At 68.2% G+C, this 24,790-nt stretch carries 26 protein-coding genes; 17 read left to right on the top strand and 9 right to left on the bottom strand.

Annotation, left to right across the window (positions count from 1 at the left end):
• Window positions 1-21: 21 nt before the first annotated feature.
• Window positions 22-2,970, bottom strand: a complete 2,949-nt coding sequence (locus ABC319_RS15665) for a M16 family metallopeptidase (protein ID WP_413071727.1) — start codon at window positions 2,968-2,970, stop codon at window positions 22-24.
• Between the two features lie 139 nt (window positions 2,971-3,109).
• Here ABC319_RS15665 and ABC319_RS15660 point away from each other — a divergent pair, with 139 nt between their 5' ends.
• From ABC319_RS15660 to ABC319_RS15635, 6 genes are all read left to right on the top strand, one after another.
• Window positions 3,110-3,685: a NifU family protein gene (locus tag ABC319_RS15660; RefSeq protein ID WP_413071726.1), complete on the top strand. Its 576-nt coding sequence runs from the start codon at window positions 3,110-3,112 to the stop codon at window positions 3,683-3,685.
• On the top strand, window positions 3,685-4,290 hold the full coding sequence (locus tag ABC319_RS15655) for a malonic semialdehyde reductase (protein WP_413071112.1): 606 nt from the start codon (window positions 3,685-3,687) through the stop codon (window positions 4,288-4,290). The genes ABC319_RS15660 and ABC319_RS15655 overlap by 1 nt, the downstream gene beginning before the upstream one ends.
• A 99-nt stretch (window positions 4,291-4,389) precedes the next feature.
• Complete coding sequence (tsaB, locus tag ABC319_RS15650) at window positions 4,390-5,004, top strand: tRNA (adenosine(37)-N6)-threonylcarbamoyltransferase complex dimerization subunit type 1 TsaB (protein ID WP_413071111.1); 615 nt, start codon at window positions 4,390-4,392, stop codon at window positions 5,002-5,004.
• The gene (locus ABC319_RS15645; RefSeq protein ID WP_413071110.1) at window positions 5,001-5,468 is read left to right on the top strand and encodes a GNAT family N-acetyltransferase; all 468 of its coding nucleotides are present in this window, start codon (window positions 5,001-5,003) and stop codon (window positions 5,466-5,468) included. The genes tsaB and ABC319_RS15645 overlap by 4 nt, the downstream gene beginning before the upstream one ends.
• A 77-nt stretch (window positions 5,469-5,545) precedes the next feature.
• The gene (locus tag ABC319_RS15640) at window positions 5,546-5,968 is read left to right on the top strand and encodes a Fur family transcriptional regulator (RefSeq protein WP_413071109.1); all 423 of its coding nucleotides are present in this window, start codon (window positions 5,546-5,548) and stop codon (window positions 5,966-5,968) included.
• Window positions 5,969-6,086: 118 nt separating this feature from the next.
• Entirely contained in the window at window positions 6,087-6,800 is a 714-nt protein-coding gene (locus ABC319_RS15635) for a lysophospholipid acyltransferase family protein (protein WP_413071108.1), read from the top strand.
• Here ABC319_RS15635 and ABC319_RS15630 read toward each other — a convergent pair.
• Window positions 6,782-7,585, bottom strand: a complete 804-nt coding sequence (locus ABC319_RS15630; RefSeq protein ID WP_413071107.1) for a MipA/OmpV family protein — start codon at window positions 7,583-7,585, stop codon at window positions 6,782-6,784. The genes ABC319_RS15635 and ABC319_RS15630 overlap by 19 nt on opposite strands.
• Before the next feature lie 91 nt (window positions 7,586-7,676).
• On the opposite strand from ABC319_RS15630, the gene miaB reads away from it, so the two are divergent.
• From miaB to ABC319_RS15600, 6 genes are all read left to right on the top strand, one after another.
• Complete coding sequence (gene miaB, locus ABC319_RS15625) at window positions 7,677-8,999, top strand: tRNA (N6-isopentenyl adenosine(37)-C2)-methylthiotransferase MiaB (RefSeq protein ID WP_413071725.1); 1,323 nt, start codon at window positions 7,677-7,679, stop codon at window positions 8,997-8,999.
• A gap of 66 nt (window positions 9,000-9,065) precedes the next feature.
• Window positions 9,066-10,061: a PhoH family protein gene (locus ABC319_RS15620; RefSeq protein ID WP_413071106.1), complete on the top strand. Its 996-nt coding sequence runs from the start codon at window positions 9,066-9,068 to the stop codon at window positions 10,059-10,061.
• Between the two features lie 46 nt (window positions 10,062-10,107).
• Window positions 10,108-10,362: a type II toxin-antitoxin system VapB family antitoxin gene (locus ABC319_RS15615; RefSeq protein WP_413071105.1), complete on the top strand. Its 255-nt coding sequence runs from the start codon at window positions 10,108-10,110 to the stop codon at window positions 10,360-10,362.
• Window positions 10,359-10,757, top strand: coding sequence for a type II toxin-antitoxin system VapC family toxin (locus ABC319_RS15610; RefSeq protein ID WP_413071104.1), 399 nt, complete (start codon window positions 10,359-10,361; stop codon window positions 10,755-10,757). The genes ABC319_RS15615 and ABC319_RS15610 overlap by 4 nt, the downstream gene beginning before the upstream one ends.
• The gene (gene ybeY / locus ABC319_RS15605; protein WP_413071103.1) at window positions 10,758-11,267 is read left to right on the top strand and encodes an rRNA maturation RNase YbeY; all 510 of its coding nucleotides are present in this window, start codon (window positions 10,758-10,760) and stop codon (window positions 11,265-11,267) included.
• Between the two features lies 1 nt (window position 11,268).
• The gene (locus tag ABC319_RS15600) at window positions 11,269-12,168 is read left to right on the top strand and encodes a hemolysin family protein (protein WP_413071102.1); all 900 of its coding nucleotides are present in this window, start codon (window positions 11,269-11,271) and stop codon (window positions 12,166-12,168) included.
• 6 nt (window positions 12,169-12,174) lie between these two features.
• Here the strand turns inward: ABC319_RS15600 and ABC319_RS15595 are convergent, their stop codons facing one another.
• Window positions 12,175-12,639 (bottom strand): hypothetical protein, encoded by a 465-nt coding sequence (locus ABC319_RS15595; protein ID WP_413071101.1) that lies wholly within the window; start codon window positions 12,637-12,639, stop codon window positions 12,175-12,177.
• 103 nt (window positions 12,640-12,742) lie between these two features.
• On the opposite strand from ABC319_RS15595, the gene katG reads away from it, so the two are divergent.
• Window positions 12,743-14,959: a catalase/peroxidase HPI gene (gene katG / locus ABC319_RS15590; protein WP_413071100.1), complete on the top strand. Its 2,217-nt coding sequence runs from the start codon at window positions 12,743-12,745 to the stop codon at window positions 14,957-14,959.
• 337 nt (window positions 14,960-15,296) lie between these two features.
• Window positions 15,297-16,637, top strand: coding sequence for a PQQ-dependent sugar dehydrogenase (locus tag ABC319_RS15585; protein ID WP_413071099.1), 1,341 nt, complete (start codon window positions 15,297-15,299; stop codon window positions 16,635-16,637).
• Between the two features lie 6 nt (window positions 16,638-16,643).
• Here ABC319_RS15585 and ABC319_RS15580 read toward each other — a convergent pair whose 3' ends face one another.
• The 3 genes from ABC319_RS15580 to ABC319_RS15570 all read right to left on the bottom strand — a co-directional run bounded on the left by ABC319_RS15580 (window position 16,644) and on the right by ABC319_RS15570 (window position 18,981).
• Window positions 16,644-16,946, bottom strand: coding sequence for a polyhydroxyalkanoic acid system family protein (locus ABC319_RS15580; protein WP_413071098.1), 303 nt, complete (start codon window positions 16,944-16,946; stop codon window positions 16,644-16,646).
• A 5-nt stretch (window positions 16,947-16,951) separates the two neighbouring features.
• The gene (locus ABC319_RS15575) at window positions 16,952-17,374 is read right to left on the bottom strand and encodes a VOC family protein (protein ID WP_413071724.1); all 423 of its coding nucleotides are present in this window, start codon (window positions 17,372-17,374) and stop codon (window positions 16,952-16,954) included.
• Window positions 17,375-17,463: 89 nt separating this feature from the next.
• Window positions 17,464-18,981, bottom strand: a complete 1,518-nt coding sequence (locus tag ABC319_RS15570) for an O-antigen ligase family protein (protein WP_413071097.1) — start codon at window positions 18,979-18,981, stop codon at window positions 17,464-17,466.
• Between the two features lie 332 nt (window positions 18,982-19,313).
• Here ABC319_RS15570 and lnt point away from each other — a divergent pair, with 332 nt between their 5' ends.
• Both lnt and metK read left to right on the top strand, forming a co-directional pair.
• Window positions 19,314-20,852: an apolipoprotein N-acyltransferase gene (gene lnt, locus ABC319_RS15565; protein ID WP_413071096.1), complete on the top strand. Its 1,539-nt coding sequence runs from the start codon at window positions 19,314-19,316 to the stop codon at window positions 20,850-20,852.
• 40 nt (window positions 20,853-20,892) lie between these two features.
• The gene (gene metK / locus ABC319_RS15560) at window positions 20,893-22,110 is read left to right on the top strand and encodes a methionine adenosyltransferase (RefSeq protein WP_413071095.1); all 1,218 of its coding nucleotides are present in this window, start codon (window positions 20,893-20,895) and stop codon (window positions 22,108-22,110) included.
• A gap of 51 nt (window positions 22,111-22,161) precedes the next feature.
• On the opposite strand, the gene ABC319_RS15555 is transcribed toward metK, so the two are convergent.
• Window positions 22,162-22,833 carry a spermidine synthase gene (locus ABC319_RS15555; RefSeq protein ID WP_413071094.1) on the bottom strand — a complete coding sequence of 224 codons (672 nt, stop codon included), beginning with the start codon at window positions 22,831-22,833 and terminating at the stop codon, window positions 22,162-22,164.
• Between the two features lie 136 nt (window positions 22,834-22,969).
• Here ABC319_RS15555 and ABC319_RS15550 point away from each other — a divergent pair, with 136 nt between their 5' ends.
• Window positions 22,970-23,317 (top strand): DUF6481 family protein, encoded by a 348-nt coding sequence (locus tag ABC319_RS15550; protein WP_413071093.1) that lies wholly within the window; start codon window positions 22,970-22,972, stop codon window positions 23,315-23,317.
• Here ABC319_RS15550 and ABC319_RS15545 read toward each other — a convergent pair whose 3' ends face one another.
• Together ABC319_RS15545 and ABC319_RS15540 are read right to left on the bottom strand one after the other, a co-directional pair.
• Window positions 23,318-23,932 carry a phosphatase PAP2 family protein gene (locus ABC319_RS15545; RefSeq protein WP_413071092.1) on the bottom strand — a complete coding sequence of 205 codons (615 nt, stop codon included), beginning with the start codon at window positions 23,930-23,932 and terminating at the stop codon, window positions 23,318-23,320.
• Window positions 23,925-24,740: a formate/nitrite transporter family protein gene (locus tag ABC319_RS15540; protein WP_413071091.1), complete on the bottom strand. Its 816-nt coding sequence runs from the start codon at window positions 24,738-24,740 to the stop codon at window positions 23,925-23,927. The genes ABC319_RS15545 and ABC319_RS15540 overlap by 8 nt, the downstream gene beginning before the upstream one ends.
• Window positions 24,741-24,790: the final 50 nt, after the last annotated feature.

The following is a 24,790-nucleotide window of genomic DNA, read 5'->3' as shown; positions in this document are numbered from 1 at the left end:
CCTGCAAAGGGAGGGGAGAGGTTACCGCGCCGTCGTCGTTCCCGCCGCCCCAGCCTTCGCCCTCGGCACCACGGCCATCGTCCAGTCGGTGTCCGGGCGCAGATAGCGTTGGGCGAGGGCCTGGATGTCCGCCGGGGTGGTGCCGACCAGATCCGAGCCGAGCGAGCGGATCGCCTGCAGACGACGCGGGTCGTAGCTGCCGCCGCCCATCTGGGCCAGCCAGAACTGGCTGCTGGTCGAGGCGCGCATCAGCTGCTGCTGCATCGGTTTCAGGATGCGGTCCAGCTCGTCGGGGCTGACCGGGTTCTTCGCCAGATCCGCGGCGATCTCGCGTGACAGGCGGAAGAACAGGGCGACGTTTTCCGGCGCGACCTGGCCGATCGCGACCAGACGCCCGCCGCCCGTCATGCCGACCGGCCAGTCGCTGCTGACCGAGGGGCTGTAACTGGCGCCGGTGCCCTGGCGCAGCCGCTCGAACAGGCGGTCGCTGAAGATCTGCGCGAGCACGTCCAGCTGGCGGCTGGTGCGGATCTCGGCGATGCCGCCGCCGGTCGGCCACGCGATCACCGCCGCGGCCTGATTGTCCTGGCCGTCGTGGGTGCGCATCACCGGTGTGGCGTTGTGCGCGGGGAAGGCCGGCGGCCGCGGCTGGGCGCTGTCGTCCCCGCGCGGCTTCATCGCCCCGAAGGTGGCGGCGACGGCGGCGATCGCCTCGTCGGTCTTCACGTCGCCGAACACCATCACCTCGACCGGACCGGACGCGAGCAGCGGCTGCCACAGCTTCCTGAAGTTCTTGGGGGTGAGCGAGGCGATCTGCTCGGGAGTCGGCGAGGTCCAGCGCGGATCGCCGCCTCGCAGCAGCCCGTCGAGATCGCGGCCGAGCACGCCCGACGGCGAGGCGTTGAAGCCGGCCTGCGCCGCCTGCGCCGCGGCGCGCGCGCGCGCGATCGGGGCGGGATCCCAGCCGGGGAAGGCGAGCTTGGCCGCCATCAGTTTCAGCTGGTCGCGGTAATCGCTGGGCGACGTCATCGCGCCGAGCAGGAACGCATCGTCGTCGATGCCGAAGTCCAGGCCGATGCGCCGCCCGGCGGACAGCTGTTCAAGATCGCCTTGGTCCAGCTTGCCCACGCCGCTTTCGACCAGCGCGCTGTCGGCCGCCCAGGCAGGGCTGAACTTGTCGGCGGGCAGCTCGCCGTAACCGCCGCCGAAGCGGGTGCGGACATAGACGCGGCCGGTTTCCGACGGGTTGGCAAAGACCAGCAGCCGCACGCCATTGGCGAAGGTGACGCGCTCCAGCCCGATCTCTGCCATCGACTGGCGCGAGGTGACCTTGCCGGGCGAGCCCAGCGCCGGCAGGTTCGAGAAATCGACCGCCGCCTGCACGCGGCGCTGCCCGGCCAGCCCCGACACGTCGGCCTTCAGCGCCGCCGCCAGCTTCGCGGCGACACCTGCCTCCGGCGTCGGCGTGTTGACGATCGCGCGGGTCACGTCGCCGGCGAAGATGCGCTTCGTCGAGGCCAGCACGGTGGCCGGCGTGAACATCGTCTTGGCGCGCGCATCCTTGAAGATCGCGTAGGACGTCGCGGGTGAGGTCACTGTCTCGCGGATGTCGAGCGCGCCGGCCATGTCGTCGGCCTGCCGGCCGCCCGCCTCGACCCGCAACGTCTCCACCGTGGTGCGCAGGATGGTGTCGTAATCGGCCAGCTCGCGGTCGATCTCCGCCTGGGTCGGCGGGGTCGCCATCGCATCGGCGATCACCGCGCGCACGTCCTTCAGCGCGGCTTCCCACTGGTCGCCGACGGGAACGATGGTGGTGAAGGTGCCGTTGGCCGAGCGCGATTCATCTTCAAGTGAGACAGACGCCTGGAGGAAGCTGCCCCCTGCCCGCGCCCGCTGTTCCAAACGGCGGGCGACCAGCCGCGTGGCGACCGTGTCGACCATCCGCTTCTGGTTGAACAGGATAGTATCGGCATTGAACTGCCACGGGCGCAGTACCGCGGTGGCGACGACGGCGGGCAAACCGGGCTCGACGATGGTCGCGGTCGGCGGCTTGGTGGGGTCGGGCTTGCCGAAATCGGGGGCGGGCACGTCGGGCCCGTTCGCCTTCCACCCGGCGAAGTTCTTGACCACGAGCCGGGCGAGCAGCGCCGGATCCATGTCGCCGGAGATGATGACGACGGCGCGGCTAGGGCGATACCAGCGATCGTGGAACGCCTTCATCGTCGCGCCGGTGGCGCTGGTCAGCGCCTTTTCGGTCCCGATCGGCGAGCGTTCGGCCAGCAGCTGGCCGGTGAAGAAGGTTTCGCGCAGGGCGTCCTGGAAGCGCACCTGCGGCCCCGGCTGCTCGCGCCGCTCGGCCAGGACGATCGACCGTTCGGCGTCGACCGACTTGTCGGTCAGGATCGGCGCGGCCATCATGCCGGACAGGATGTGCAGGCTCTCGTCCAGCCCCGCCTCGGTCGCGGAGGGCAGGTCGAGCTTGTAGAGCGTCTGTGTCGGCGTGGTCGACGCGTTCGAATCCGAGCCGAAGGTGGCGCCGTAACGCTGCCACACCCGCTTCGCCTCGCCATCGGCGACATAGGCGGAGGAGCGGAACGACAGATGCTCGATGAAGTGCGCGTAGCCGCGCTCCGCCTCGGTCTCGTAAAGCGAGCCGACATCCATCGCCACGCGGACGGACACCTGCCCCGGCGGCACGCCGTTGCGCCGTACCGCATAGCGCAGGCCGTTCGGCAGCGTGCCGAAGCTCCACGCCGCGTCCGGCTCGATGTCGCTCCCCTTGTAGAGCCACGCGCTGGTATCGACCGCGACCGGTGCCGGTGCGGCCGCGGCGACGGGCGTTGCCGGCGCCGGCTTCGGCGCGACCTTCGCCCGGGGCGGCGGCGCGGCGGCCCGGCCGTGAAGCGGCGCGGTCGACAGCAGGAGGAGGGGGATCAGGGAAACGCGAAACGCGCGCGATACAGACGCCATCCGCGCCATGTAGCGTGCCGGGATCGCCACCGCCAGTTCTCCTCTTTCCCAACCAGTATCGATGACGGTCGGCAGAAGGCGACGCAGTGTTTCGTCCGCGCGCCTTGATCCACCCGGCGCCATCCTCCACATGGCTGCCATGCTGATCGAGACAGAAACCACGCCCAACCCGGCGACGCTGAAGTTCCTGCCGGGTCGCACCGTCATGGATGCCGGCACCCGCGACTTCGCAACGCCCGAGGAGGCGGAGGCGAGCCCGCTGGCCGAGGCGCTGTTCGGGCTGGGCGACGTTACCGGCGTGTTCTTCGGCCGCGACTTCGTGTCGGTCACCGCCGGACCGGGCAGCGAATGGCGCGACCTGAAGCCCGACGTGCTGTCGATCCTGCTCGACCATTTCAGCGGGCAGATGCCGCTGTTCCGCCAGACCGGTGCCGGCTTCTCGGTCCCCGCCGCCGACGAGGAGGTGACGACCGACGACCCCGCCGATGCGGAGATCGTCGCGCAGATCCGCGAGCTGATCGACACCCGCGTCCGACCCGCGGTGGCGAACGACGGTGGCGACATCGTCTATCGCGGGTTCGACAAGGGCAAGGTCTTCCTGCGCATGCAGGGTGCCTGTGCCGGCTGCCCGTCGTCCAGCGCGACGCTGAAGAACGGGATCGAGCAGCTTTTGCGCTATTACGTACCCGAGGTCACCGAAGTGAGGGCCGTGTAGTGACCGTGACGTTCGACACCCCGCTGGACCAGGCGGCACTCGACCAGCTGTTCATCGAGGCGCGGACCTTCAACCACTTCACCGACCGGCCGGTGTCGGACGACGATCTGCGCCGCGTTTGGGACCTGATGAAGATGGGGCCGACGTCCGCCAACCAGATGCCCGCCCGGCTGATCTGGTGCACCAGCCAGGACGCGAAGGACCGGCTGGCCGCCTGTGCCAGCGGCTCCAACGGCGAAAAGATCAAGGCTGCACCGGTAACGGTCATCATCGGCATGGACACCGAGTTCCACGAGTATCTTCCCCAGCTGTTCCCGCACACCGATGCGAAGAGCTGGTTCGACGGCAATCGCGAGCTGCGCGAGGCATCGGCGTTCCGCAATTCGTCGTTGCAGGGGGCGTATCTGATCCTGGCGGCGCGCGCGCTGGGGCTGGGGACGGGGCCGATGACGGGCTTCGATGCGGGGGCCGTGGACAAGGCGTTCTTCGCCGACCAGCCCTCGGTCCGGACGAACTTCATCGCGACGCTGGGCCACGGCGATCCGGCCACCGTCCACGGCCGGTCGCCGCGACCGCCCTTCGAGACGTTCAACCGCTTCGCCTGAGCCGGGTGGCGGGTCCGGGGCCCGCCATTTCGCCAGTGGTGTCGCCGGCATACAAGCGGCATGATCGGCGGTGACCGGCCGCTTCCAGTGGAACAAGCATTGCGCACTCTCGTCATCGACACCGCCACTGCCGCCTGCTCGGTCGCCCTGATCGACGACGGCAGGATGGTGGATGCGCGGCACGACGTGGTCGGTCGCGGCCATGCCGAACGGCTGGTGCCGATGATCGCGGAACTGCCGGACGGCGGGCGCGCCGATCGACTGCTGGTCGATATCGGCCCCGGCAGCTTCACCGGGGTGCGCGTTGGCGTCGCCGCGGCACGCGCATTGTCGCTGGGCTGGGGCGTGCCGGTACGCGGCTTTTCCTCGCTCGCGCTGGTCGCCGCCGCCGCCCTGGACCGCACGTCGCACGAGGCGGTCGCCGCGGTGCTGGAGGCCGGACATGGCGAGTTGTTCGTGCAGATCTTCGGGCGGGCGATGACGCCGCGCGGCGATGCCGTGTCGCTGACCCCCGCCGACGCGGCGGCGCGGATCGGCGCGGTACCGGTGGCCGGCAGCGGACTGGCACGGCTGGCGGGACTACTGCCGGCGGGCGAGGATGCGCTGCCCGATGCGCGCGACATCGGCCTGCTGCCCCCTGCCCTGATCGATCTCGATCCCCGACCGCTCTATGGCCGGGCGCCCGATGCCAAGCTGCCGGCGGCGCGGCGATGAGCACGCGCAGCCTGACCCTGCGCCCCGGCGACGCGCGCAACGTGGCGGTCGTCGACACCCTGATGGCAGCCGCGTTCGATCCGCAATTCGGCGAGGCGTGGACACGCAGCCAGTGCCTGGGCGTGCTGGCGATGCCGGGCGTCCAGCTGGTGCTGGCCTATGACGCCGACGAGCCCGCCGGCTTTGCCCTGACCCGCACGATCATGGACGAGGCGGAACTGCTGCTGCTCGCGGTGGCGCCCGACCGGCGGCGGCGCGGCGTGGGCGGCACGCTGTTGCGGTCGGTCGTCGCGGACTGCCAGGCGGCGGGGGCGAAGAAGCTGCATCTGGAGGTGCGCGGCGGCAACCCGGCGGCGCGGCTGTACGAGGGTACCGGCTTCGCCAAGGTCGGCGAACGGCGCGGCTATTATCGCGGGCGCGACGGTCGGCAATACGACGCACACACCTATTCCCGCGACCTTTGAGCTTATTGCGAGTCGGTATCTCTTTTCGCAACAAGCGAACGCGCCTACATGATGCGACATTAGAAGGGGTACCCGCCATGGCGCGCAACATCGATCTGGAAGCTCTCTGCAATCAGAAGGGGCTTCGCATCACCGAGCAGCGCCGCGTGATCGCCCGGGTCCTGTCGGAGGCGGAGGACCATCCCGACGTCGAGAAGGTGTATGAACGCGCCTCCGCGATCGACAAGGGTATCTCGATCGCGACGGTCTATCGCACCGTCCGCCTGTTCGAGGAGGCGGGGATCCTGGATCGCCACGACTTCGGCGATGGCCGCGCCCGCTACGAACCCTCGCCCGAGGCGCATCACGACCATCTGATCGATGTCGAGACCGGCCGCGTGCTGGAGTTCGTCGATCCTGAGCTGGAGCAGTTGCAGAAGGCGATCGCCGAACGGCTGGGGTTCCGCCTGGTCGATCACCGGATGGAACTGTACGGCGTGAGCCTCGACCGGAAGAACTGACGAGAGCGCCGGGAAAGCTCGCCGCGCCGGCCGGCATGATGGCGATGCGAAGCGTTCGTCCCGGACGGTGCGATGTTCGTGGCGAGCCGCGCAGCCGCTGCTATGCTGGCGTGGTCCCATGATCCGCCTGTCGCTTCGCCTCCTGCTGCTCGCCCTGCTGCTCGCCGCGCTGCTGCCCGTCCACGGGGTTTGGCGGTTATGCCGCCTTCCCTCGCCATGGCCGCGACGTTTCCTGGCGACGTCGGCGCGCATCATGGGCGCGCGGGTGCGGGTGATCGGCACGCCGTCGACCCGCGATGTCGTGATCCTGGCCAATCATCTCAGCTGGATGGACATTCTGCTGCTGGCGGGCAGCACCGGCGCGACCTTCGTCGCGGCCGGCGAGCTGCGGCGGGCGCCGCTGGTCGGCTGGCTCGCCTCGCTGCACCACACGATCTTCGTCGCGCGCGGCAACCGGATGGCGGTGGGGGATCAGGTGGCGGCGGTACGGGCAGCATTGGGCCCGCAGCCGGTGGCGATCTTTCCGGAGGGAACGACTGGCGACGGCGTCACCCTGTTGCCGTTCAAGCCGGCACTGCTGGCAGCGCTCGATCCGCCACCGGCAGGGCTGGCAGTACAGGCGGTACGCATCGATTACGGCGCCGCGACGCGCGAGCTGGCGTGGGTGGGTGACGAGGCCGGCGCGAGCCATGCGCGCCGCGTGCTGGAACGGCGTGGCAGCTTCACCGCCACGCTGCGCTTCGCCGATCCCTTCGTCCCCGCCGGCGGCCGCAAGGCGATCGCCGCCGAGGCCCGCCGCCGGATCGAGGCGCTTCAGCCGCCGAAGGTGTAGGTCGCCGCGATGCCGCCCGACAGCTGGTTGCGCGAGCCGAACGCGCGGACGACCGGCGAATCCCCGGCATCGTCGACCAGCCGGTCGTAGCGGGCATAGCCGAACACGCCCCAATGCTCGGTCAGCTGGCGCAGCAGTCCCGCCGTCGCGCCGACCGCGCGCACGCCGCCGCCCGGATCATAGGCGCGCAGGCCGGAGGTGGCGGCCGACGCCGTCGACACGCCGTAATAGGCGCGGCTGTAGCGGCCATTGCCCAGCGTGACGCGGGGCCCGACCGAAAAGAGCCAGTTGTCCTCGTCGCGCGCGATGTAGTCGGCGCCGACCATGCCGACCAATCCCTTGTGCCCGCCGATACCCTGGCGCAGCTCGGCACGTACGCGGAAGGCCGGGACGATGGTGTACTGGACCGCGGCCCCCACCTCTACCGTGAAGCCGACCTTCGGCAGCAGGCCGTCGGTGTCGCGGCGCCGGCGACTGCTCTGCACGCTGATCGCCGGACCGAGGGCGAAGCCGCCGCTGTTGAGCAGCGGGAAGCCCGCGCTCTCGTCCGGCGCCTCGAACGCGAAGGGCTGCTCGCGACTGCTGCGGTCGATGTTGACGAGGGGGCCGATCGTCGTCTTGTCGGCACCCGGATAGCGCGGGACGATCTGCGGCCCCAGCATCAGCCGGGTACGCCGCGGCTGGCGTGGCTCGTCGCGGTCCTGTGCCTGAAGGGTGGCCGGCACCGCGGCCGCGAGGAGGGCGAGGACCAGCGGGGCATACCCGCGCAACTGATTGATCGTCATGCGCGCGACGATACACCAACGCCGCGCCGCCGCCAGTGGCTTCGACGCGGTGCGGCGCCGCAGCGGAACTGGCGGCAAGGACGCTTTTGCGATAGGGGCGCGCGCTATGAAGCCCACCCCCCAGACCTTCCACGTCAAGTCGTTCGGTTGCCAGATGAACGTCTATGACGGCGAGCGCATGGCCGAGCTGATGGCCGCGCAGGGCATGACCGCGACGGCGGAGGCCGGCGACGCGGACCTGGTCGTGCTGAACACCTGCCACATCCGCGAGAAGGCGACCGACAAGGTCTATTCGGACATCGGCCGCCTGCGCAAGGGCGGGCGGACGCCGATGATCGCGGTCGCCGGCTGCGTCGCGCAGGCCGAGGGCGAGGAGATCGTGGCACGCGCCAAGGTGGACGTGGTGGTGGGGCCGCAGGCATACCACAACCTGCCCGAGCTGGTGGCGAAAGCGGCGGCGGGCACCCCGGCGCTCGACACCGACATGCCGCTCGCCTCGAAGTTCGGACGGTTGCCGGCGCGGCGCCGGGTGGGACCGTCGGCGTTCCTGACGGTACAGGAGGGGTGCGACAAGTTCTGCACCTACTGCGTAGTGCCATACACCCGCGGTGCCGAGATCAGCCGGCCGTTCGATGCGATCGTCGACGAGGCGAAGGCGCTGGTCGACGCGGGCGCGCGCGAGATCACGCTGCTGGGCCAGAACGTCAACGCCTGGACCGACGGTGCGCGCGGACTGCACGACCTGATCCGCATGCTCGACCGGATTCCCGCTCTGGCCCGGATCCGCTATACGACCAGCCATCCCAACGACATGACGCAGGGGCTGATCGACGCGCACGGCGATGTCGAGAGCCTGATGCCGTACCTGCACCTGCCCGTGCAGTCGGGATCGACCCGCATCCTGAAGGCCATGAACCGCAGCCACGGACGCGACGATTATCTGCGCCTGCTCGACCGGGTCCGCGCGGTGCGGCCGGACATTGCGCTGTCGGGCGATTTCATCGTCGGCTTTCCGGCCGAGAGCGAGCAGGATTTCGCCGACACGCTGAGCCTGGTCGACGCGGTCGGCTATGCCCAGGCGTTCTCGTTCAAGTACAGCCCCCGCCCCGGTACCCCCGCCGCGACGATGGCCGACGAGGTGCCGGCCGCGGTGATGGACGAGCGGCTGCAGCGGTTGCAGGCGGCGCTGGGCCGCGACCAGCAGGCGTTCAACCGCGCCTCGGTCGGGCGGACCTGCTCCGTCCTTGTCGAACGCCCGGGTAAATTGCCCGGGCAGATGCTCGGCAAATCGCCCTGGCTCCAGTCGGTCCACATCATCGGCCCGCATGCGATCGGCGATCTGGTCGAGGTGGAACTGACCGCGGCGGGGCCGGTGTCGCTGACCGGTACGCCGCGTCTGTCCCGGGCCGCCTGATCCCGCTTTCCTTTCGCCGCCGCACACCCCACATTCGGTTTCGAATCGTGCACGCGAAAGGACCGCATGAGCCGTAAGCCAGTACCCGCCCGGACGGGCGAACGATCCCGCGTCGAGGTGTTGTTCGATCGCCCCCAGGCGCTCGCCCAGCTGTTCGGGCAATACGACCAGAATCTGGTGGCGCTGGAGAACCGGCTGGGCGTGTACATCACTGCTCGCGGCAACAAGGTGGGGCTGGAGGGAACGGCGGAGCAGGTCGCGCTCGCCCGCGACGTGCTGCACGACCTGTACCAGCGCATCCAGCGCGGCGAGGACGTGGATACGGGACTGGTCGACGCGTCGATCGCGATGGCGGCGGAGCCGACGCTGGACGGCATCGTCTCGGCGGAGCGTGGCCAGGGGCCCGGCATCATGATCCGCACCCGCAAGAAGACGATCGTTCCGCGCACCCCTGCTCAGGCGCACTATATGCGCGAGCTGGTGTCGCACGACATGATCTTCGCGTTGGGGCCGGCTGGTACCGGCAAGACCTATATCGCCGTCGCCCAGGCGGTGGCGCAGCTGATCACCGGCAGCGTCCAGCGGCTGATCCTGTCGCGCCCGGCGGTGGAGGCGGGCGAGAAGCTGGGATTTCTGCCGGGCGACATGAAGGAGAAGGTCGATCCCTATCTCCGCCCGCTCTACGACGCGCTGTACGACTGCCTGCCGGCCGAGCAGGTCGAGCGGCGGATCGCATCGGGGGAGATCGAGATCGCGCCGATCGCCTTCATGCGCGGGCGGACGCTGGCGGACGCGTTCGTGATCCTAGATGAGGCGCAGAACACCACGCCGGCGCAGATGAAGATGTTCCTGACCCGCTTCGGCCAGAACAGCCGGATGGTGGTGTGCGGCGATCCCAAGCAGGTCGACCTGCCCGGCGGCGTCGCGGCGTCGGGACTCGCCGATGCCGTTACCCGGCTGGAGGGGGTGGAGGGCATCAGCATGACCCGCTTCACCGCCGCCGACGTGGTGCGCCATCCGATCGTCGGCCGCATCGTCGAGGCGTATGAGGGCGCAGATTGACGGGATGGTATATCCTCTGTAATCATCAGGATATACCGGAGGACAGATGGCGTCGCTCTACATCAAGAACCCCGACACGGCCGATCTGGCACGAGAGGTCGCGGATATGCTGCACATGTCGAAAACAGCGGCGGTGCACGATGCTTTGCTGCACCGCAAACAGGCTATACAGGCCGAGCGGCAGGACAGCATCCACAAGCGACTGCAGGCATGGCGGCAGGATCATCCACTTGGCGAGCCGACCGGTCTGGACGCGGACAAGGCGTTCTATGACTCCCTGAACGACGAGGATGACGATTGATCCTGTTCGTCGACGCATCCGCGATGGTCGCGATCATGACCGATGAGGCGGACGCGTTCCCGCTCGAGGAGCGTTTCGGCGCGGCGCACGAGCGGCTCTCCTCGCCGGTCGCTCTGTGGGAAACCGCACGGGCCATCGCGCGCAAGCGGAAGATCGCACTCGATCTGGCTTTTGGTGAGGTCAAAACGTTCGTTGCCGACTTCGATGTGCGCCTTGTTCCCTTAGGAGAACATGAGGCTAGCGCGGCCATTCTGGCTCAAGCACGTTATGGAAAGGGTACTTCTCACCCCGCCCAGCTCAACATGGGCGATTGCTTCGCCTATGCCTGTGCAAAGACCAACGACGCGCACCTGCTCTACAAGGGCGACGACTTCCTCCACACGGACATGGCCTGAATGATCCAGATCGAATTGTCGCGCGAACAGCCATGGCCCGAGGGCGAATGGGAGGCGCTGGCCGGGCGCGCCGCGCGTGCCGCGATCGAGCGGACGCCGCACGGGCCCCTCGTCGCCACCGCCGCGATCGTCGAGATCAGCGTGCGGCTGACCACCGACGCGGAGGTCCAGTCGCTCAACCGTCAGTACCGGGGGAAGGACCGGCCGACCAACGTCCTCTCCTTCCCGATGGTCCAGCCCGATCTGCTCCAGACGGTCAGCCAGAACTCCGACGATGGCGAATTGCTGCTGGGCGATATCGTGCTGGCCTGGGACGTCTGCGCAGCGGAGGCCGGCGAAAGGGGCATATCGGTCGAGACGCATGCGACGCATCTGCTGGTGCACGGCGTGCTGCACCTGCTAGGATACGACCATATGGACGATGGCGAGGCGGAGGCGATGGAGGAGATCGAGCGGCAGGCGCTCGGCACGCTCGGCATCGCGGACCCGTATCTGATACGCGAGGACTGAATTGGCGGAAGACCGAAGTAGCGCCGCCGGTGGCGACGGCGACAGCATCTGGCGCAGCCTGAAGAGCATGATCTTCGGCCCGCCCGAGGAGTCGCTGCGCGACCAGCTGGAAGAGGCGATCGACCGGCACGAGGATGATCCGACGCCCGATGCCAAGGGCGACCTGTCGCCGCTGGAACGGCAGATGGTCCGCAACCTGCTCCATTTCGGTGAGCGCGACGCCGGCGATGTCGGCGTGCCGCGGGCGGACATCATCGCGGTGGAGGAACGGACCAGCTTCGATCACCTCGTCCAGATCTTTGCGGAGGCCGGGCACAGCCGCCTGCCCGTGTATCGCGAGAAGCTCGATACGATCATCGGCATGGTCCACATCAAGGACGTCTTCACGATCCTGGCGACCGGCGCCGAGCAGCCGGAATCGATCGCCGGCCTGATCCGCGAGCCGCTGTACGTGCCCATGTCGCGCGGTGCGCTCGACCTGCTCGCCGACATGCGATCGAAGCGGGTGCATCTGGCGATCGTGCTCGACGAATATTCAGGCACCGAGGGGCTGGTGACGATCGAGGACCTGATCGAGGAGATCACCGGCGACATTGAGGACGAGCATGACGATGCGCCGACCGCGCTCCTGATCCCGCTCGATGGCGGTGGCTGGGATGCGGATGCGCGGGCGCCGCTGGACGATGTGGCCGAGGTCGTCGATGCGCGGCTGGATGCCGCCGACCACGACGTCGACACGCTGGGCGGGCTGACCGCGGTGCTCGCCGGCCGGGTGCCGGCGCCGGGCGACTGCATCGACCATCCATCGGGGTGGAAGCTGGAGGTGACCGACGCCGACGAACGTCGCGTCAATCGTCTGCGCCTGCACCCCCCGGTCGCCCGCGAGATCGCGGACGACTGATCGCGGTCAGCGCGGGTTCAGCGGCCGGCGCCACATTGGTGCCGCAACGACAAGGGAGCGGTGACGATGCGGCGTTTGGCGATCCTGCTGCTCCTGCCTCCGGTCGCGGCCGGCCCCCTGCCCGCTGTCGCCCAGTCGGTCGTCGGCCCCGGTGTCGGTCCGTCGCTGTCGAATGCACGCGAAGGTATCAGGGAAGGCCGTCGCTCCGGCCAGTTGACCCGCCGCGAGGCGCGAGAGTTGCGCCGTCAGACCGGGCGCGTCGACGATCTTGCCGAGCAACAGGCGATCGGCGGCATCACCGATTCGGAGCGTCGATTCGCCGAAAGCGCCGCGGCGGCGACGAGCGGACTGGTCGAAGCCCGCCGCTACGGCGGACCGCGTTGAGGACGACAGCGACGGTGCGGTGACTGCCACTCTCATCTCGTCTCGAATGATGAATTGATCGTCGTAACCGATCACCACCTTCGCCATTATACATTTTTCCGATCATCCGACCTGCGCTAGCTCTGGCGGCACATGATCGGCGCGCCACCCCCCGCGTCGATCCAACGCGACATCGCACTAGGAGACGATCATGGACGCGATTACCGAGGGCAGCCCGATCAACGATCCCGGCAAGCAGCCGATGGCACTGCGCACCCTGCTCGGCCGGACGTCGCGCGACTGGTGGCCCGAATCGTTGTCGGTCGACATCCTTCACCAGAAGGGCGTCAGCGGCAATCCGATGGGCGACGACTTCGACTATGCCAGCGAGTTCCTGGCCCTCGACCTCGCCGCGGTGAAGGCCGACCTGACCGCGCTGATGACCGACAGCAAGCCGTGGTGGCCGGCCGATTACGGGCATTACGGCCCCTTCTTCATCCGCATGGCATGGCACTCCGCCGGCACCTATCGCACCGGTGACGGCCGCGGCGGCTCGTCCGCCGGGCAGCAGCGGTTCGCGCCGCTGAACAGCTGGCCCGACAACGGCAATCTCGACAAGGCGCGCCGGCTGCTCTGGCCGATCAAGCAGAAGTACGGCCGTGCGCTCAGCTGGGCCGACCTGTTCATCCTGGCGGGCAACGTCGCGATCGAATCGATGGGCGGTCCGACCTTCGGCTTCGGCGGCGGACGCGAGGATGTGTTCGAGCCCGAAAAGGACGTGTATTGGGGCACCGAAGAGGAATGGCTGGGCCAGACCCGCATCGACGAGGAGGCCGGCCTCGCGCTGGAAAGCCCGCTCGCCGCGATCCAGCACGGCCTGATCTACGTGAACCCCGAGGGGCCCGGCGGTTGCCCGCACCCGCAAGGGTCGGCGCGCGACATGAAGGAGACCTTCGCGCGGATGGGCATGAACGACGAGGAGACCGTCGCGTTGACCGCCGGTGGCCACACCTTCGGCAAGGCGCACGGTGCGGGCGATCCGACGCTGGTCGGGAAGGAGCCGGAGGGCTCGGACATCGCCAGCCAAGGTCTGGGCTGGGCCTCGACCCATGAGAGCGGCATGGGCGACCACACGATCACGTCGGGGCTGGAAGGCGCATGGACGCCGACCCCGACGACGTGGGACATGACCTATTTCGACATGCTGTTCGACCATGAATACGAGCTGGTGAAGAGCCCCGCCGGCGCACACCAGTGGCAGCCGGTCGGCAACCCCGACGATACGCTGGCGCCCGCCGCGCATACCGCGGGCAAGCGCGTGCCGACGATGATGTCGACCGCCGACATGGCGCTGAAGGTCGACCCGGCCTACAATGCGATCTGCCAGAAGTTCCGGGCCGATCCTGCCTATTTCGCGGACGCCTGGGCCCGCGCATGGTTCAAGCTGACCCACCGCGACATGGGCCCGAAGATCCGCCTGCTGGGGCCGGAGGTGCCGCAGGAAGACCTGATCTGGCAGGATCCCATCCCCGCCGCGGACTATCCGCAGGTCGAGGCAGGCGACATCGCCGGACTGAAGCGGGCGATCGCCAACTCCGGTCTGTCGATCGAGGAGCTGGTCACCACCGCCTGGGCATCCGCCTCCACATGGCGCGGGTCGGACCACCGCGGCGGTGCCAACGGCGCGCGCATCCGCCTGGCGCCGCAGAAGGACTGGGACGTCAATCAGCCCGAACAGCTCGCGCGCGTGCTGTCGGTCTATGACCGCATCAAGGCGGACTTCGACGGCAAGGGAGCCAGCAAGGTATCGATCGCGGACCTGATCGTGCTCGGCGGCTCGGTGGGGGTCGAGGCGGCGGCGAAGGCGGCCGGTCACACGATCGAGGTACCGTTCACCCCGGGGCGGACCGATGCCAGTGCCGAGCAGACCGACGCCGAGGGATTCGACGTGCTCGAGCCGAAGGCGGACGCCTTCCGCAACTATCTCCAGGTACAGTTCAACGTGCCGACCGAGGAGTTGATGGTCGATCGCGCGCAGCTGCTGGGGCTCAGTGCGCCGGACATGACGGTGCTGGTCGGCGGCCTGCGCGTGCTGGGCGCCAACCATGCGAAGGCGAAGCAGCACGGCGTCTTCACCGATCGTCCCGGCCAGCTGACCAACGACTTCTTCGTCAACCTGCTCGACATGGGCACGGCGTGGAAGCAGGTGAGCGACGAAAGCGACCAGGAGTTCGTCGGCACCGATCGCGACACGCACGAGCATCGCTGGACCGCGTCGCGGACCGACCTGGTGTTCGGCTCGAACTCGCAACTGCGCGCAGTGGCAGAGGTGTATGCCTGCGACGATGCCGGCGACATGTTCGTCCGCCACTTCGTCAAGGCATGGGTAAAGGTGATGAACGCAGACCGATACGATCTGCACGCATGATCGAACCGGTTCAGGCCGGATCTACCAAGGTCGCACGGGCGGTGCACGGAGCCTCTTGCTCTCTGCACCGTTCCGGAGGAATAACGAGTAACGCGCGGGCTTTGCTGGCAGTCGTGCCACTCCGCGCACCGGAATAGCCGGTCCGACGATGCACTTGGGTGCATGGATTGGATCGGGCGAACGGTCCCTCCCTGGGAGCCTGGAGGCCGTCGGCAGCGATGCCGGCGGCCTTTATGTCTAACGAGTAGGCGGATGGCGGGCATGCCTGCGCGGAGACGGTATCGCCGCTCGCGGGCGCACCATTGCTCCACGGCGGCTCCCCGCCTATCGTACCGGCATGCTGAAGATCGCGCTGCGCGTCATCGTCCTCTTCGCCGTCGTGATCGGCGGCTTCGTCCTCTGGCTCGCATGGCCCGACACCGCGAAACTGCCGGTGGAGGCGGTCGCGGGATCGCGGCCCGACATCACCGCGCCGCGCGTGCAGACCTTTCCGACGATCAAGGTCGCCGATGCGATCGGCTGGCCGCAGGGCAGGACGCCGGTCGCCGCGGCCGGGCTGAAGGTCGCCGCCTTCGCGAAAGGGCTCGACCATCCGCGCTGGCTGTACCGCCTGCCCAACGGCGACGTGCTGGTCGCAGAAACCAACAGCCCGCCGCGCGAGGGTGGCGGCATCCAGGGCTGGGTGATGAACCTGCTGATGGGGAAAGCCGGTGCCCGGGTGCCGTCGGCCAACCGCATCACCCTGCTGCGCGACACGAACGGCGACGGTGTCGCGGATCAGCGCAGCGTGTTCATGACCGGCCTGAACTCGCCCTTCGGTATGGCGTTGATGGAGGGGCAGCTCTACATCGCCAATACCGACGCGCTGGTCCGGGTGCCGTATCGCGAGGGCCAGACCCGGATCGATGCCAGGCCGGAGACGCTGGTGAAGCTGAACCCCGCCGGCAACCACTGGGCCCGCAACGTGATCGCGGCGCGCGACGGCAAGTCGCTGTTCGTCAGCGTCGGCTCCGCGACGAACATCGCTGAGAAGGGGATGGAGGCGGAGAAATATCGTGCCAACATCCTGCAGGTGACGCCGGATGGCGGCTGGCGCATCTTCGCCGCCGGTCTGCGCAACCCCAACGGAATGGCGCTGAACCCGGCGACCGGCAATCTGTGGACCGTCGTGAACGAGCGCGACATGCTGGGATCCGACCTCGCGCCCGATTACCTGACCCAGGTCGAGTTCGGGGATCATTTCGGCTGGCCCTGGTATTACTGGGGTGGATACCGCGACGACCGGGTCGAGCCACGCAATCCCGCCCTCCAGGAATATTCGAAGCGCCCCGATTATGCGCTGGGGCCGCATGTCGCGGCACTGGGCCTGACCTTCTCGGGCGACGTCCGGCTGGGCGGCCAGTGGGCCAGCGGCGCCTTTGTCGGCGAGCACGGCTCGTGGAACCGCAAGCCGGTGTCCGGCTACAAGGTCGTCTACGTGCCGTTCGCCGCCAGCGGCTATCCGGCGAAGGGTGGCAAGCCGGTCGATGTGCTGACCGGCTTCCTCGACGCGGACGGCAAGGCGATGGGACGGCCCGTGGGAGTGATCGGTGACAACTCCGGCGCGCTGCTGGTTGCCGACGATGTCGGCAACACGATCTGGCGCGTCAGCGAGGCCGGCCAGGTCGCGACGCGCTAATCCGCCTCACTTCAGCAGCTTGGGCGCTTCCCGCTCGATCACTGCCTTCACCTGCCCGGCGAACAGCCCCAGGAACGCCGGCAGGTCGACCACGGCGTGCACCTTGTCCTCGAACACCGTAGCGGTCGAGGCGATCTGCTGACCCATCGCACTGACGGTGAAATGCATCGTGTCGCCTTCCCAGCGATGCTGGACGGCACCGCCGCCCGGAATCTTCTCGGTAATGCGGCTGATGCCGCCGTCCAAGCGCTGGCGAACTCCAGCCTTGCCCAGCGAGTGCGGGATATCGAGAGAGATCGGCTGGCCCATCGTCATCAATCCTTGGCGAACAGTGCGGCGTCATCGGCAAACGCCTTGAACTCCAGCGCGTTGCCGCTGGGATCCGTGAAGAACATCGTCGCCTGCTCGCCGGCTTGTCCCGGAAAGCGGATGTGCGGCTCGATCCCGAAGCGGATCCCGGCCGCCCGCACCCGATCCGCCAGCGATCGCCAGTCCGTCATCGTCAGGACGACGCCGAAATGCGGCACGGGGACGTGGTGCCCGTCGACCTCGTTGGCGACCGCCAGGGGGCTCGCGCCGGGATCGAGGTGCGCGACGATCTGGTGGCCAAAGAAGTCGAAGTCGATCCACTGCGCGCTCGACCGTCCCTCGGCGCACCCGAGCACCCCACCGTAGAAGGAACGCGCTGCGGCGAGATCGTGGACCGGAAAGGCGAGATGGAACGGGCGGAGTGGCATGACCGGCACGTACCTACTCCCTGCCACGCCGTCACGCACCATCGGCAGACGTCACGATCGCCACGGGCCGTCGCCAAGGGAGTGGGCCGTCATGCCGGGTCGAGTCTGGCGACCGGTATTGGCCCGTCTCCGGAATGCATGATCGGCCTTCTGGTCCGTCGTGCCGCCTTGACCAGCCAGATGCCGGGTTGGGCGACTACCGCGTTGCTCACCGCGAAGAACAGCATGATCAGCAGCATGATGCGATAGTCCGTCGGCACGAACGGCAGCATGCCGGCCGCGGCGAGCACCACGCCGATGCCGACATCCGCGAAGCTCCCAGCCCCTCTCGCCTTGGCGGCCCTGTGGCCGGACAAGGAGAACCAGATCTGCAGGATGAAGCTCATGAAGACCAATCCCAGGCCGAGATAGCCGGAGAACAGGCCGATCGCCAGATACGCGTTGGTAAAGTCGATGATGCCTTCGCCTTGCCGAAGCGACTCCATCTGCGCCTCCACGGCCGCGTACGGAAGACCGATGACGGGATTCTGCCTGATGATCTGGAAACCGCGTTCGCTGAGCGCGTCGCGGTATTCGTTGCTTCCTTTCGCATCCGCGGAGAAACCGACCAGATTGCCGAACCGCTGGTTGGTCTTCGCGCCGACATAGATCGCGCCGCCCACCATGCCCATGATCAGGACGGGCACGATCATGCCCTTTGCACCGCGCCGCGAGAACATGACCCCGAAGCTGCCGGCGACCGCCCCCAGCCAGCCCACGCGCGCCTGCATCATGAACAGTCCGACGGCGAGCAACGCCAGTGTCGCGAGATGTGCGCTGCGCGATCTGAACAGATCGCGCGATGCGAGCGCAATGACGAAGCACAGGGCCAGGACCGTACTGGACAGGGGCGGGTTCATCAGCGGACCTGCCGCCCGCAACAGTCCGCCGCGCATCTTGACGTTGGCAAGGCTCAGCGAGTGGAACATCTGGCCATATACCTGGTAGATCGGCCACACCCTGACACTCTCGAAGATGGCGATGACCGATAACGTTGCACCGGCCGCAACAATCAACAGGAACGCATTGCGGACACTATCAGCGTCTTTCAAGGCATTCCGAACAAGAAAATAGGGTAAAGAATAGGCGATGAAGTATTCCGTGGTCACCCGCAACATGTTCGTGGGCGTGGTACCTCGCGCTGCGCTGAAGATGAGAACCAGAACGATCGCATACATCGGCAGATCATAGGCGAAGCTCGCACCGCGGCCCGACCGCTGCCACGCGAAGCTCGCCGCAAGCATGCCGAGAACTACGCACGTCGTGGCATAGATCTTCATCATCTGAAGGCCGCCGATCACCCACCACTGCGATACCGTCGGCACGGTGACGATCAGGAACAGAGCCATGCCGCCCGCAACCGCGCGATTTCTGGTCACAAACGCCGCCGCGACACCGACGACGAGCAAGGCGATCCAGGGCTGATTGATCGAGAGCGCCACGAATGCAAACACCGTAGCGTAGATGGCGGCCATGACGGGCGCACGTAGCGGCACCTTCACCACCTGCTTGAGGCCATAGAGGGCGACGGCCGACAGGATGATGATGACAATGCTCGTCTTCAGCATGAATAGCATTGGAAACAACCTCATTCGCTGCCGTCGCGGCACGGCTTCGACCATCGGATCGATACTGTCCAGCCGGGCGGCCCCACCCAAGCCGCACCGGATCCGGCATCGCACGGATCATCGACCGTCACGTGCACCGATCTTAGACCGAAGACCTGTCCCGCCCGTTAAGATGAAACCGGCAGGGGCGGTCGGGCCTCCTATTCCACCCATCGTGATCAGGCCAGCGGCGAATAGCCGGTGACGGATCCACAGCGACCCCGCGCCACCGTTCACGTCACCTCGCGAGCGCCGCCATTGCGGAGCGACGCCGTGCGACCCATAGCGACGTGGTGCCTCACCCGATCTCTCGCCTGTCGCCATCGCTCATCAGCGTCATTCTAGGCGCCGTCGCCGCCACCGGCTTCGCGCCGCTGGATCTGTGGCCGATCGCCATCGCCTGCATCGCCGGGTGGATGGCGCTGACCCATGCGGCGCCGACATTCCGGGCGGCGATGTGGCGAGGCTGGCTGTTCGGGCTCGGTCATTTCACGGTGAACAACAACTGGTTCCAGCACGCCTTCGACTTTCAGGACGCGATGCCGCCGGTGCTGGGCTATTTCGCCGCCGTCGCGCTGGCCCTGTATCTCGCGATCTTCCCGATGACCGCGGGCGGCATCACGTGGCGATTTCGCGGGCGCATACCGGACGCCGCCTATATCCTGATCTTCGCGGCCGCCTGGATTGGCACCGAGTATCTGCGCGCGGTGCTGTTCACCGGCTATGCGTGGAATCCGCTCGCGGTGCTGTGGCTGCCGGCGATCGGAGTCGCGCGGCTGTCGGCATGGACGGGCACCTATGCGCTGTCCGGCTTGACGGTCTTGGCTGCGGGGTCGCTGCTGCTGCTCGCGCGCCGGCGCTGGATGCTGCCGGCGATCGCTCTGCCGGCCACGGCGCTGGCGGCGCTGTCCGCGCTATGGACGAACGCGCCGCCCGCCGCCGCCGATGCGCCGCGCGTGCGGGTCGTGCAACCGAACATCGGCAACGATGCTCGCGTCGGCGCGGGCGAGCGGTCGCTGGCGGCGTTGATCCGGCTGTCCGGCCGGCCGGGCCCCATACCGCGGCTGGTGGTCTGGCCGGAGGGGCTGGTCGTCGACTTTCTCGAGAGCGGCTATCCCGACTATATCTACGGCTCCCGCTGGCCGGAACTGTTGCGGGAGCGGATGGCGCGCGCGCTCGGCCCGCGCGACATGCTGATGACGAACGCCGTCCGCCTGCATTTCGACCGGGACAGCAACGTCGTGGCGGCGGGTAATTCGGTACTGGCGATCAACCCCGACGCCCGTATCGCCGGCCGTTACGACAAGGCGCATCTGGTGCCGTATGGCGAGTATCTGCCGATGCCCTGGCTGCTGAAGCCACTGGGTCTCGCCCGACTCGTCCCGGGTGACATGGACTTCACGCCCGGCAGCGGCCCCGGCGCGATCGCCTGGCCGGGATTCGGAGCGGTCGGCGTGCAGATCTGCTACGAGATCATCTTCTCGGGCGAGGTGGTGGATGCGGCGCATCGGCCGCGCCTGATCTTCAATCCGTCGAACGATGCCTGGTTCGGCAGCTGGGGCCCGCCTCAACATCTGGCGCAGGCGCGGCTGCGCGCGATCGAGGAGGGGCTCCCGATCGTCCGCGCCACGCCGACCGGCATTTCCGCGATCATCGCCGCCGACGGCCGGCTCCTCGCCGCCGTCCCGCACGAAACCGCGGGTGCGATCGAGTTGCCGGTGCCGCCGCCATTGCCGCCCACGCTGTTCGCGCGCGCGGGCAACTGGATGGCGGCGATCGTCGCGGTGCTGTTCGTGGCGCTCGCCGTTGCCATCCGCCGCCGCAGCCGCTAGTGCCGATATAAAGCTATCTTTATATCTTTATGAGGCTTCGATGCGCAGTTCGTACATCTTTACCTCCGAGTCCGTTTCGGAAGGTCATCCCGACAAGGTCGCCGACCAGATCAGCGACACCGTCGTCGACCTGTTCCTGTCGAAGGACGCGGAGGCGCGCATCGCGTGCGAGACGCTGACGACGACCAATCTGGTCGTGCTGGCCGGCGAGATCCGGTGCAAGGGCGTGTACGAGAACGGCGCCTGGGCGGATGGCGCCCTGGCCGAGATCGAGGCGGCAGTCCGCGCCACGGTGAAGCGCATCGGTTACGAACAGTCCGGCTTCCACTGGGCGACGTTCACGTTCGAGAACAACCTGCACGGCCAGTCGGCGGAAATCGCGATGGGCGTCGACGAGGGCTCGAACAAGGACGAGGGCGCCGGCGACCAGGGCATCATGTTCGGTTACGCCACCGACGAGACGCCGGGCCTGATGCCTGCGACCCTGTACTACAGCCACAAAATCCTCGAGACGATGGCTGCCGATCGACACTCGGGCAAGGCGCCTTTCCTCGAGCCGGACGCCAAGAGCCAGGTGACGCTGCAGTACGAGAACGGCGTGCCGGTCCGCGCGACGGCGCTGGTCGTATCGACGCAGCACAAGGCGGGATACTGCCTGCAGGGTCAGAACGCCGATCCCGCCAAGTATGACGAGCTGCACGCCTACGTCACCGGCGTGCTGAAGGGCGTGCTGCCCGACGGCTTCGTCACCGAGCAGACCAAGGTCTACATCAACCCGACCGGCGCGTTCGAGATCGGCGGGCCGGACGGCGACGCGGGCGTGACCGGGCGCAAGATCATCGTCGACACCTATGGCGGCGCCGCGCCGCACGGCGGCGGCGCGTTCAGCGGCAAGGATCCGACCAAGGTCGATCGCTCGGCCGCCTATGTCGCGCGCTACCTGGCGAAGAACGTCGTGGCGGCGGGTCTCGCCAAGCGCTGCACCATTCAGCTGTCCTACGCGATCGGCATTGCCGAGCCGCTGTCGGTCTATGTCGACACGCACGGCACCGGCACCGTCGACGAGGCGAAGCTGGAGCAGGTCCTGCCGCAGCTCGTCCGCCTCACGCCGAAGGGCATCCGCCAGCACCTGAAGCTGAACGCGCCGATCTACGTCAAGTCGGCCGCCTATGGTCACTTCGGCCGCGAGCCCGAAGGCGACCTGTTCACCTGGGAAAAGACCGACCTTGTCGACCGGCTGAAGGCCGCCGTCGCATAGGAACGCTGCGCCCGTCGTCCCGGCCCGGGGCCGGGATGACGGGCGTACCCGCTACGCCATCCACGCGAACCAGATGGTGTGCGTCGCGCCCTTGCCGTTGCTGCGCGCCCGCACGCCGACCTCCTCGACCGCGAATCCGGCCACCTTCAGCCGCCGCGTGAAGGCCGTGTCCGGTGCCGCCGACCACACCGCCAATATGCCGCCGGGCGCCAGTGCCCGTCGCGCCGCGGCCAGGCCACGAGCCGAGTAGAGCTGATCGTTGGCATCGCGCACCAGTCCGTCGGGGCCGTTGTCCACATCCAGCAGGATCGCGTCGTACCGCCCTGCCCCCTCCCCGATCACCGCGGCGACGTCCCGCTCCACCAGGGTCACGCGGCGATCGTCCAGGCAGCCGGCGGTCAGCGCCGCCATCGGCTCCCGTGCCCAGGCGATGATCTCGGGCACCAGTTCCGCCACCGTCACCCGCGCCTCCGGCCCCAGCACCGCGAGCGCCGCGCGCAGCGTGAAGCCCATGCCATAGCCGCCGACCAGCAGGTGCGGCGCCGGCCGGCCGTTCAGCCGGTCGCACGTCATCGTCGCCAGCGCTTCTTCCGAACCGCTCATCCGGCTGTTCATCAGCTCGTTGCGATCGAGCACGATCATGAAGTCGTCGCCCCGACGGAACAGCCGCAGGTCCTCGCCACCCGGCACCTTTGCCGTGCCGATCAGCTCTCTGGGTATCATCGGGTTCGTTCTCCGCTGTCTTATCGATGCCGTCGATGCGGCGATTTTGTGGAATCGCGCGTTTTGCTCTATCTGAGGGCGCCCGGCGTCCCGACGGGCCGCCAATCTCTTACATCGACAGGAATCCCCGCCTACCATGCCATCGTTCAAGGAACAGAGTTTTCAGGAGCGCGCCGCGCTCTCCGCCAAGGCCAAGCAGGCCGCGCTGGAGAAGCTGCGCGCCAAGCCGCCGGTCGACGAGGCCGTCGTCGCCGCCCGCCGCGCCGCCGCGGAGGCGAAGGAAGCCGCCAAGCTGCAGGCCAGCGCCGATAAGAAGGCGGCACGTGAGCAGGCGATCGCCGACAAGAAGGCCGCTCAGGCCCAGGCTGCCGAGGAAGCGGCGCTCGCCGCCAAGAAGTACGCGCCGGTCATGCCGACCGAGGCGGAGATGAAGGCGGCACGCGACGCCCGCTACGCCGCGCGAAAGGCCCGCGTCCGCGGCTGATTACGCGCCGCGGCGCATCAGCCGCGCGCGTCCCGCTTCGAAGCCTGCCTCGCCCGCCCGGATCGCCGCGCGGGCGACGCGCTCCGCGGCCCAGCCGATCGCGGCACCGGCGATCACATCCGACAGATAGTGCTTGCCGCGGCTGGGCTGCAGGGCCGCGACGCCGAGAGCCGCCGCCTGCAGCGGCAGGGCGGCGAGGCGGTTCTCGCTGGCCACCGCCTGCGCCACCGCGACCGCGCCGGCGGTGTGGCCGGAGGGAAACGAGTTCAGCGACGGGTCGTCCGCCCCCGTTCCCTTGCCCGCGCGATATCCCGTCTTCACCGCGCGCGCCGGCCGGGTGCGGTCGACCGCGTTCTTCAGGATCGTCTTCACGCCCGTCGCCAGCAGGTGGCTCGCGAGCATCCTCACGCCGCTCCGCGCGACGGCGGGACGGCGCAGCACCGCCCCCAGCAGGATGGTCGCGGCCGACAGGGCGATCAGCGGCGGCTGGTCCGCGACCTCGCTTGCCTTGCCGGCAACGCGCACCAGCGCCCCGTCCTGCTTGCGGGTGGCGCGGTGGGTCGCCTTGCGATCCTGATGCGCCGCCTTTCGCGCGGTGTCCTTGGCCTTACCCATGCCCATCGTCCCCTTGCTTGTCGCTGCTGACCTGTGCGTGCGCCAGCACCGCGAATAATCCGGCGCCGCCGACCAGATTGCCGAGCACCGCAGGCGCGATCAGCCCGAACACGGTCTGGCCGATGCCCGTCCGCCCCGCGAAGAGCAGCAGGAACGCCTCGTCCGATCCGACGATCGAATGGCTGAACCCGGCGATCGCGACGACATAGGCGATTGCGAAGATGACCAGGAACGCCTGTTCGCGCGCATTGGGCAGCGTCCACGCGATCGTCGCGATCAGGAACCCTGCCGGGATCGCGTTGAGGAAGGTTTCCCATGGACCCAGATCGAGGATGCGCGCGGATATTTCCAATGCGGACCGCCGCAGCGCCGGATCGCCCAGCACCCCTGCGTCGATCAGCGCCGCGGCGATGGCCGTGCCGATCAGGTTCGCGCCCAGCACGATCCCCCACAGCCGCAACGTCCGGCGCAGTGCCCGGGCCGAAGGCCGCGTGACCAGCGGCAGCATCGCCGTGACGGTACTTTCGGTGAACAGCTGCATTCGCCCCAGGATGACGATGACGAACCCGACCGGATAGCCGAGCGCGATCACCAGATGCCGCCAGCCGATGTCGGGCAGTTCGCGGTGCAGCGCCGCCTCCGCGATCAGCGAGGTATTGATCGCCAGCCCCGCGGCCAGTCCGGACCAGAACAGCGCGGCGGTCGGACGATCAAGCTCGTCCTCGCCCTCCTCGCGGACGGTACGATGCAGTTCCTTGGCGTCTGCCGCCTTCAGGTCGTCGACACCGTCGTCATCGTCATGGGCCATCGGTATCGCAACATCCGGGCGAGGTGCTTTGCTCCACCTCTCGCCCAAGC

The organism is Sphingomonas phoenicis (genome assembly GCF_047238005.1).
Classification (GTDB): Bacteria; Pseudomonadota; Alphaproteobacteria; order Sphingomonadales; family Sphingomonadaceae; genus Sphingomonas.
Note: the sequence above shows the minus strand (reverse complement) of the source record. Positions and strands in the feature narration are given on the sequence as shown.

What these genes read in the sequence shown, in the direction of transcription:
- ABC319_RS15645 (WP_413071110.1), top strand. Translation starts at nt 5,001, where the DNA reads ATGAGCACGCGCAGCCTGACCCTGCGCCCCGGCGACGCGCGCAACGTG.
- ABC319_RS15550 (WP_413071093.1), top strand. Translation starts at nt 22,970, where the DNA reads ATGCCATCGTTCAAGGAACAGAGTTTTCAGGAGCGCGCCGCGCTCTCC.
- ABC319_RS15570 (WP_413071097.1), bottom strand. Translation starts at nt 18,981, where the DNA reads ATGCTGAAGACGAGCATTGTCATCATCATCCTGTCGGCCGTCGCCCTC.
- ABC319_RS15615 (WP_413071105.1), top strand. Translation starts at nt 10,108, where the DNA reads ATGGCGTCGCTCTACATCAAGAACCCCGACACGGCCGATCTGGCACGA.
- ABC319_RS15635 (WP_413071108.1), top strand. Translation starts at nt 6,087, where the DNA reads ATGATCCGCCTGTCGCTTCGCCTCCTGCTGCTCGCCCTGCTGCTCGCC.
- ABC319_RS15660 (WP_413071726.1), top strand. Translation starts at nt 3,110, where the DNA reads ATGCTGATCGAGACAGAAACCACGCCCAACCCGGCGACGCTGAAGTTC.
- ABC319_RS15595 (WP_413071101.1), bottom strand. Translation starts at nt 12,639, where the DNA reads ATGGCGAAGGTGGTGATCGGTTACGACGATCAATTCATCATTCGAGAC.
- ABC319_RS15555 (WP_413071094.1), bottom strand. Translation starts at nt 22,833, where the DNA reads ATGATACCCAGAGAGCTGATCGGCACGGCAAAGGTGCCGGGTGGCGAG.
- ABC319_RS15640 (WP_413071109.1), top strand. Translation starts at nt 5,546, where the DNA reads ATGGCGCGCAACATCGATCTGGAAGCTCTCTGCAATCAGAAGGGGCTT.
- ABC319_RS15580 (WP_413071098.1), bottom strand. Translation starts at nt 16,946, where the DNA reads ATGGGCCAGCCGATCTCTCTCGATATCCCGCACTCGCTGGGCAAGGCT.
- katG (WP_413071100.1), top strand. Translation starts at nt 12,743, where the DNA reads ATGGACGCGATTACCGAGGGCAGCCCGATCAACGATCCCGGCAAGCAG.
- ABC319_RS15630 (WP_413071107.1), bottom strand. Translation starts at nt 7,585, where the DNA reads ATGACGATCAATCAGTTGCGCGGGTATGCCCCGCTGGTCCTCGCCCTC.
- ABC319_RS15620 (WP_413071106.1), top strand. Translation starts at nt 9,066, where the DNA reads ATGAGCCGTAAGCCAGTACCCGCCCGGACGGGCGAACGATCCCGCGTC.
- ybeY (WP_413071103.1), top strand. Translation starts at nt 10,758, where the DNA reads ATGATCCAGATCGAATTGTCGCGCGAACAGCCATGGCCCGAGGGCGAA.
- ABC319_RS15575 (WP_413071724.1), bottom strand. Translation starts at nt 17,374, where the DNA reads ATGCCACTCCGCCCGTTCCATCTCGCCTTTCCGGTCCACGATCTCGCC.
- ABC319_RS15585 (WP_413071099.1), top strand. Translation starts at nt 15,297, where the DNA reads ATGCTGAAGATCGCGCTGCGCGTCATCGTCCTCTTCGCCGTCGTGATC.
- ABC319_RS15665 (WP_413071727.1), bottom strand. Translation starts at nt 2,970, where the DNA reads ATGGCGTCTGTATCGCGCGCGTTTCGCGTTTCCCTGATCCCCCTCCTC.
- metK (WP_413071095.1), top strand. Translation starts at nt 20,893, where the DNA reads ATGCGCAGTTCGTACATCTTTACCTCCGAGTCCGTTTCGGAAGGTCAT.
- ABC319_RS15545 (WP_413071092.1), bottom strand. Translation starts at nt 23,932, where the DNA reads ATGGGTAAGGCCAAGGACACCGCGCGAAAGGCGGCGCATCAGGATCGC.
- ABC319_RS15540 (WP_413071091.1), bottom strand. Translation starts at nt 24,740, where the DNA reads ATGGCCCATGACGATGACGACGGTGTCGACGACCTGAAGGCGGCAGAC.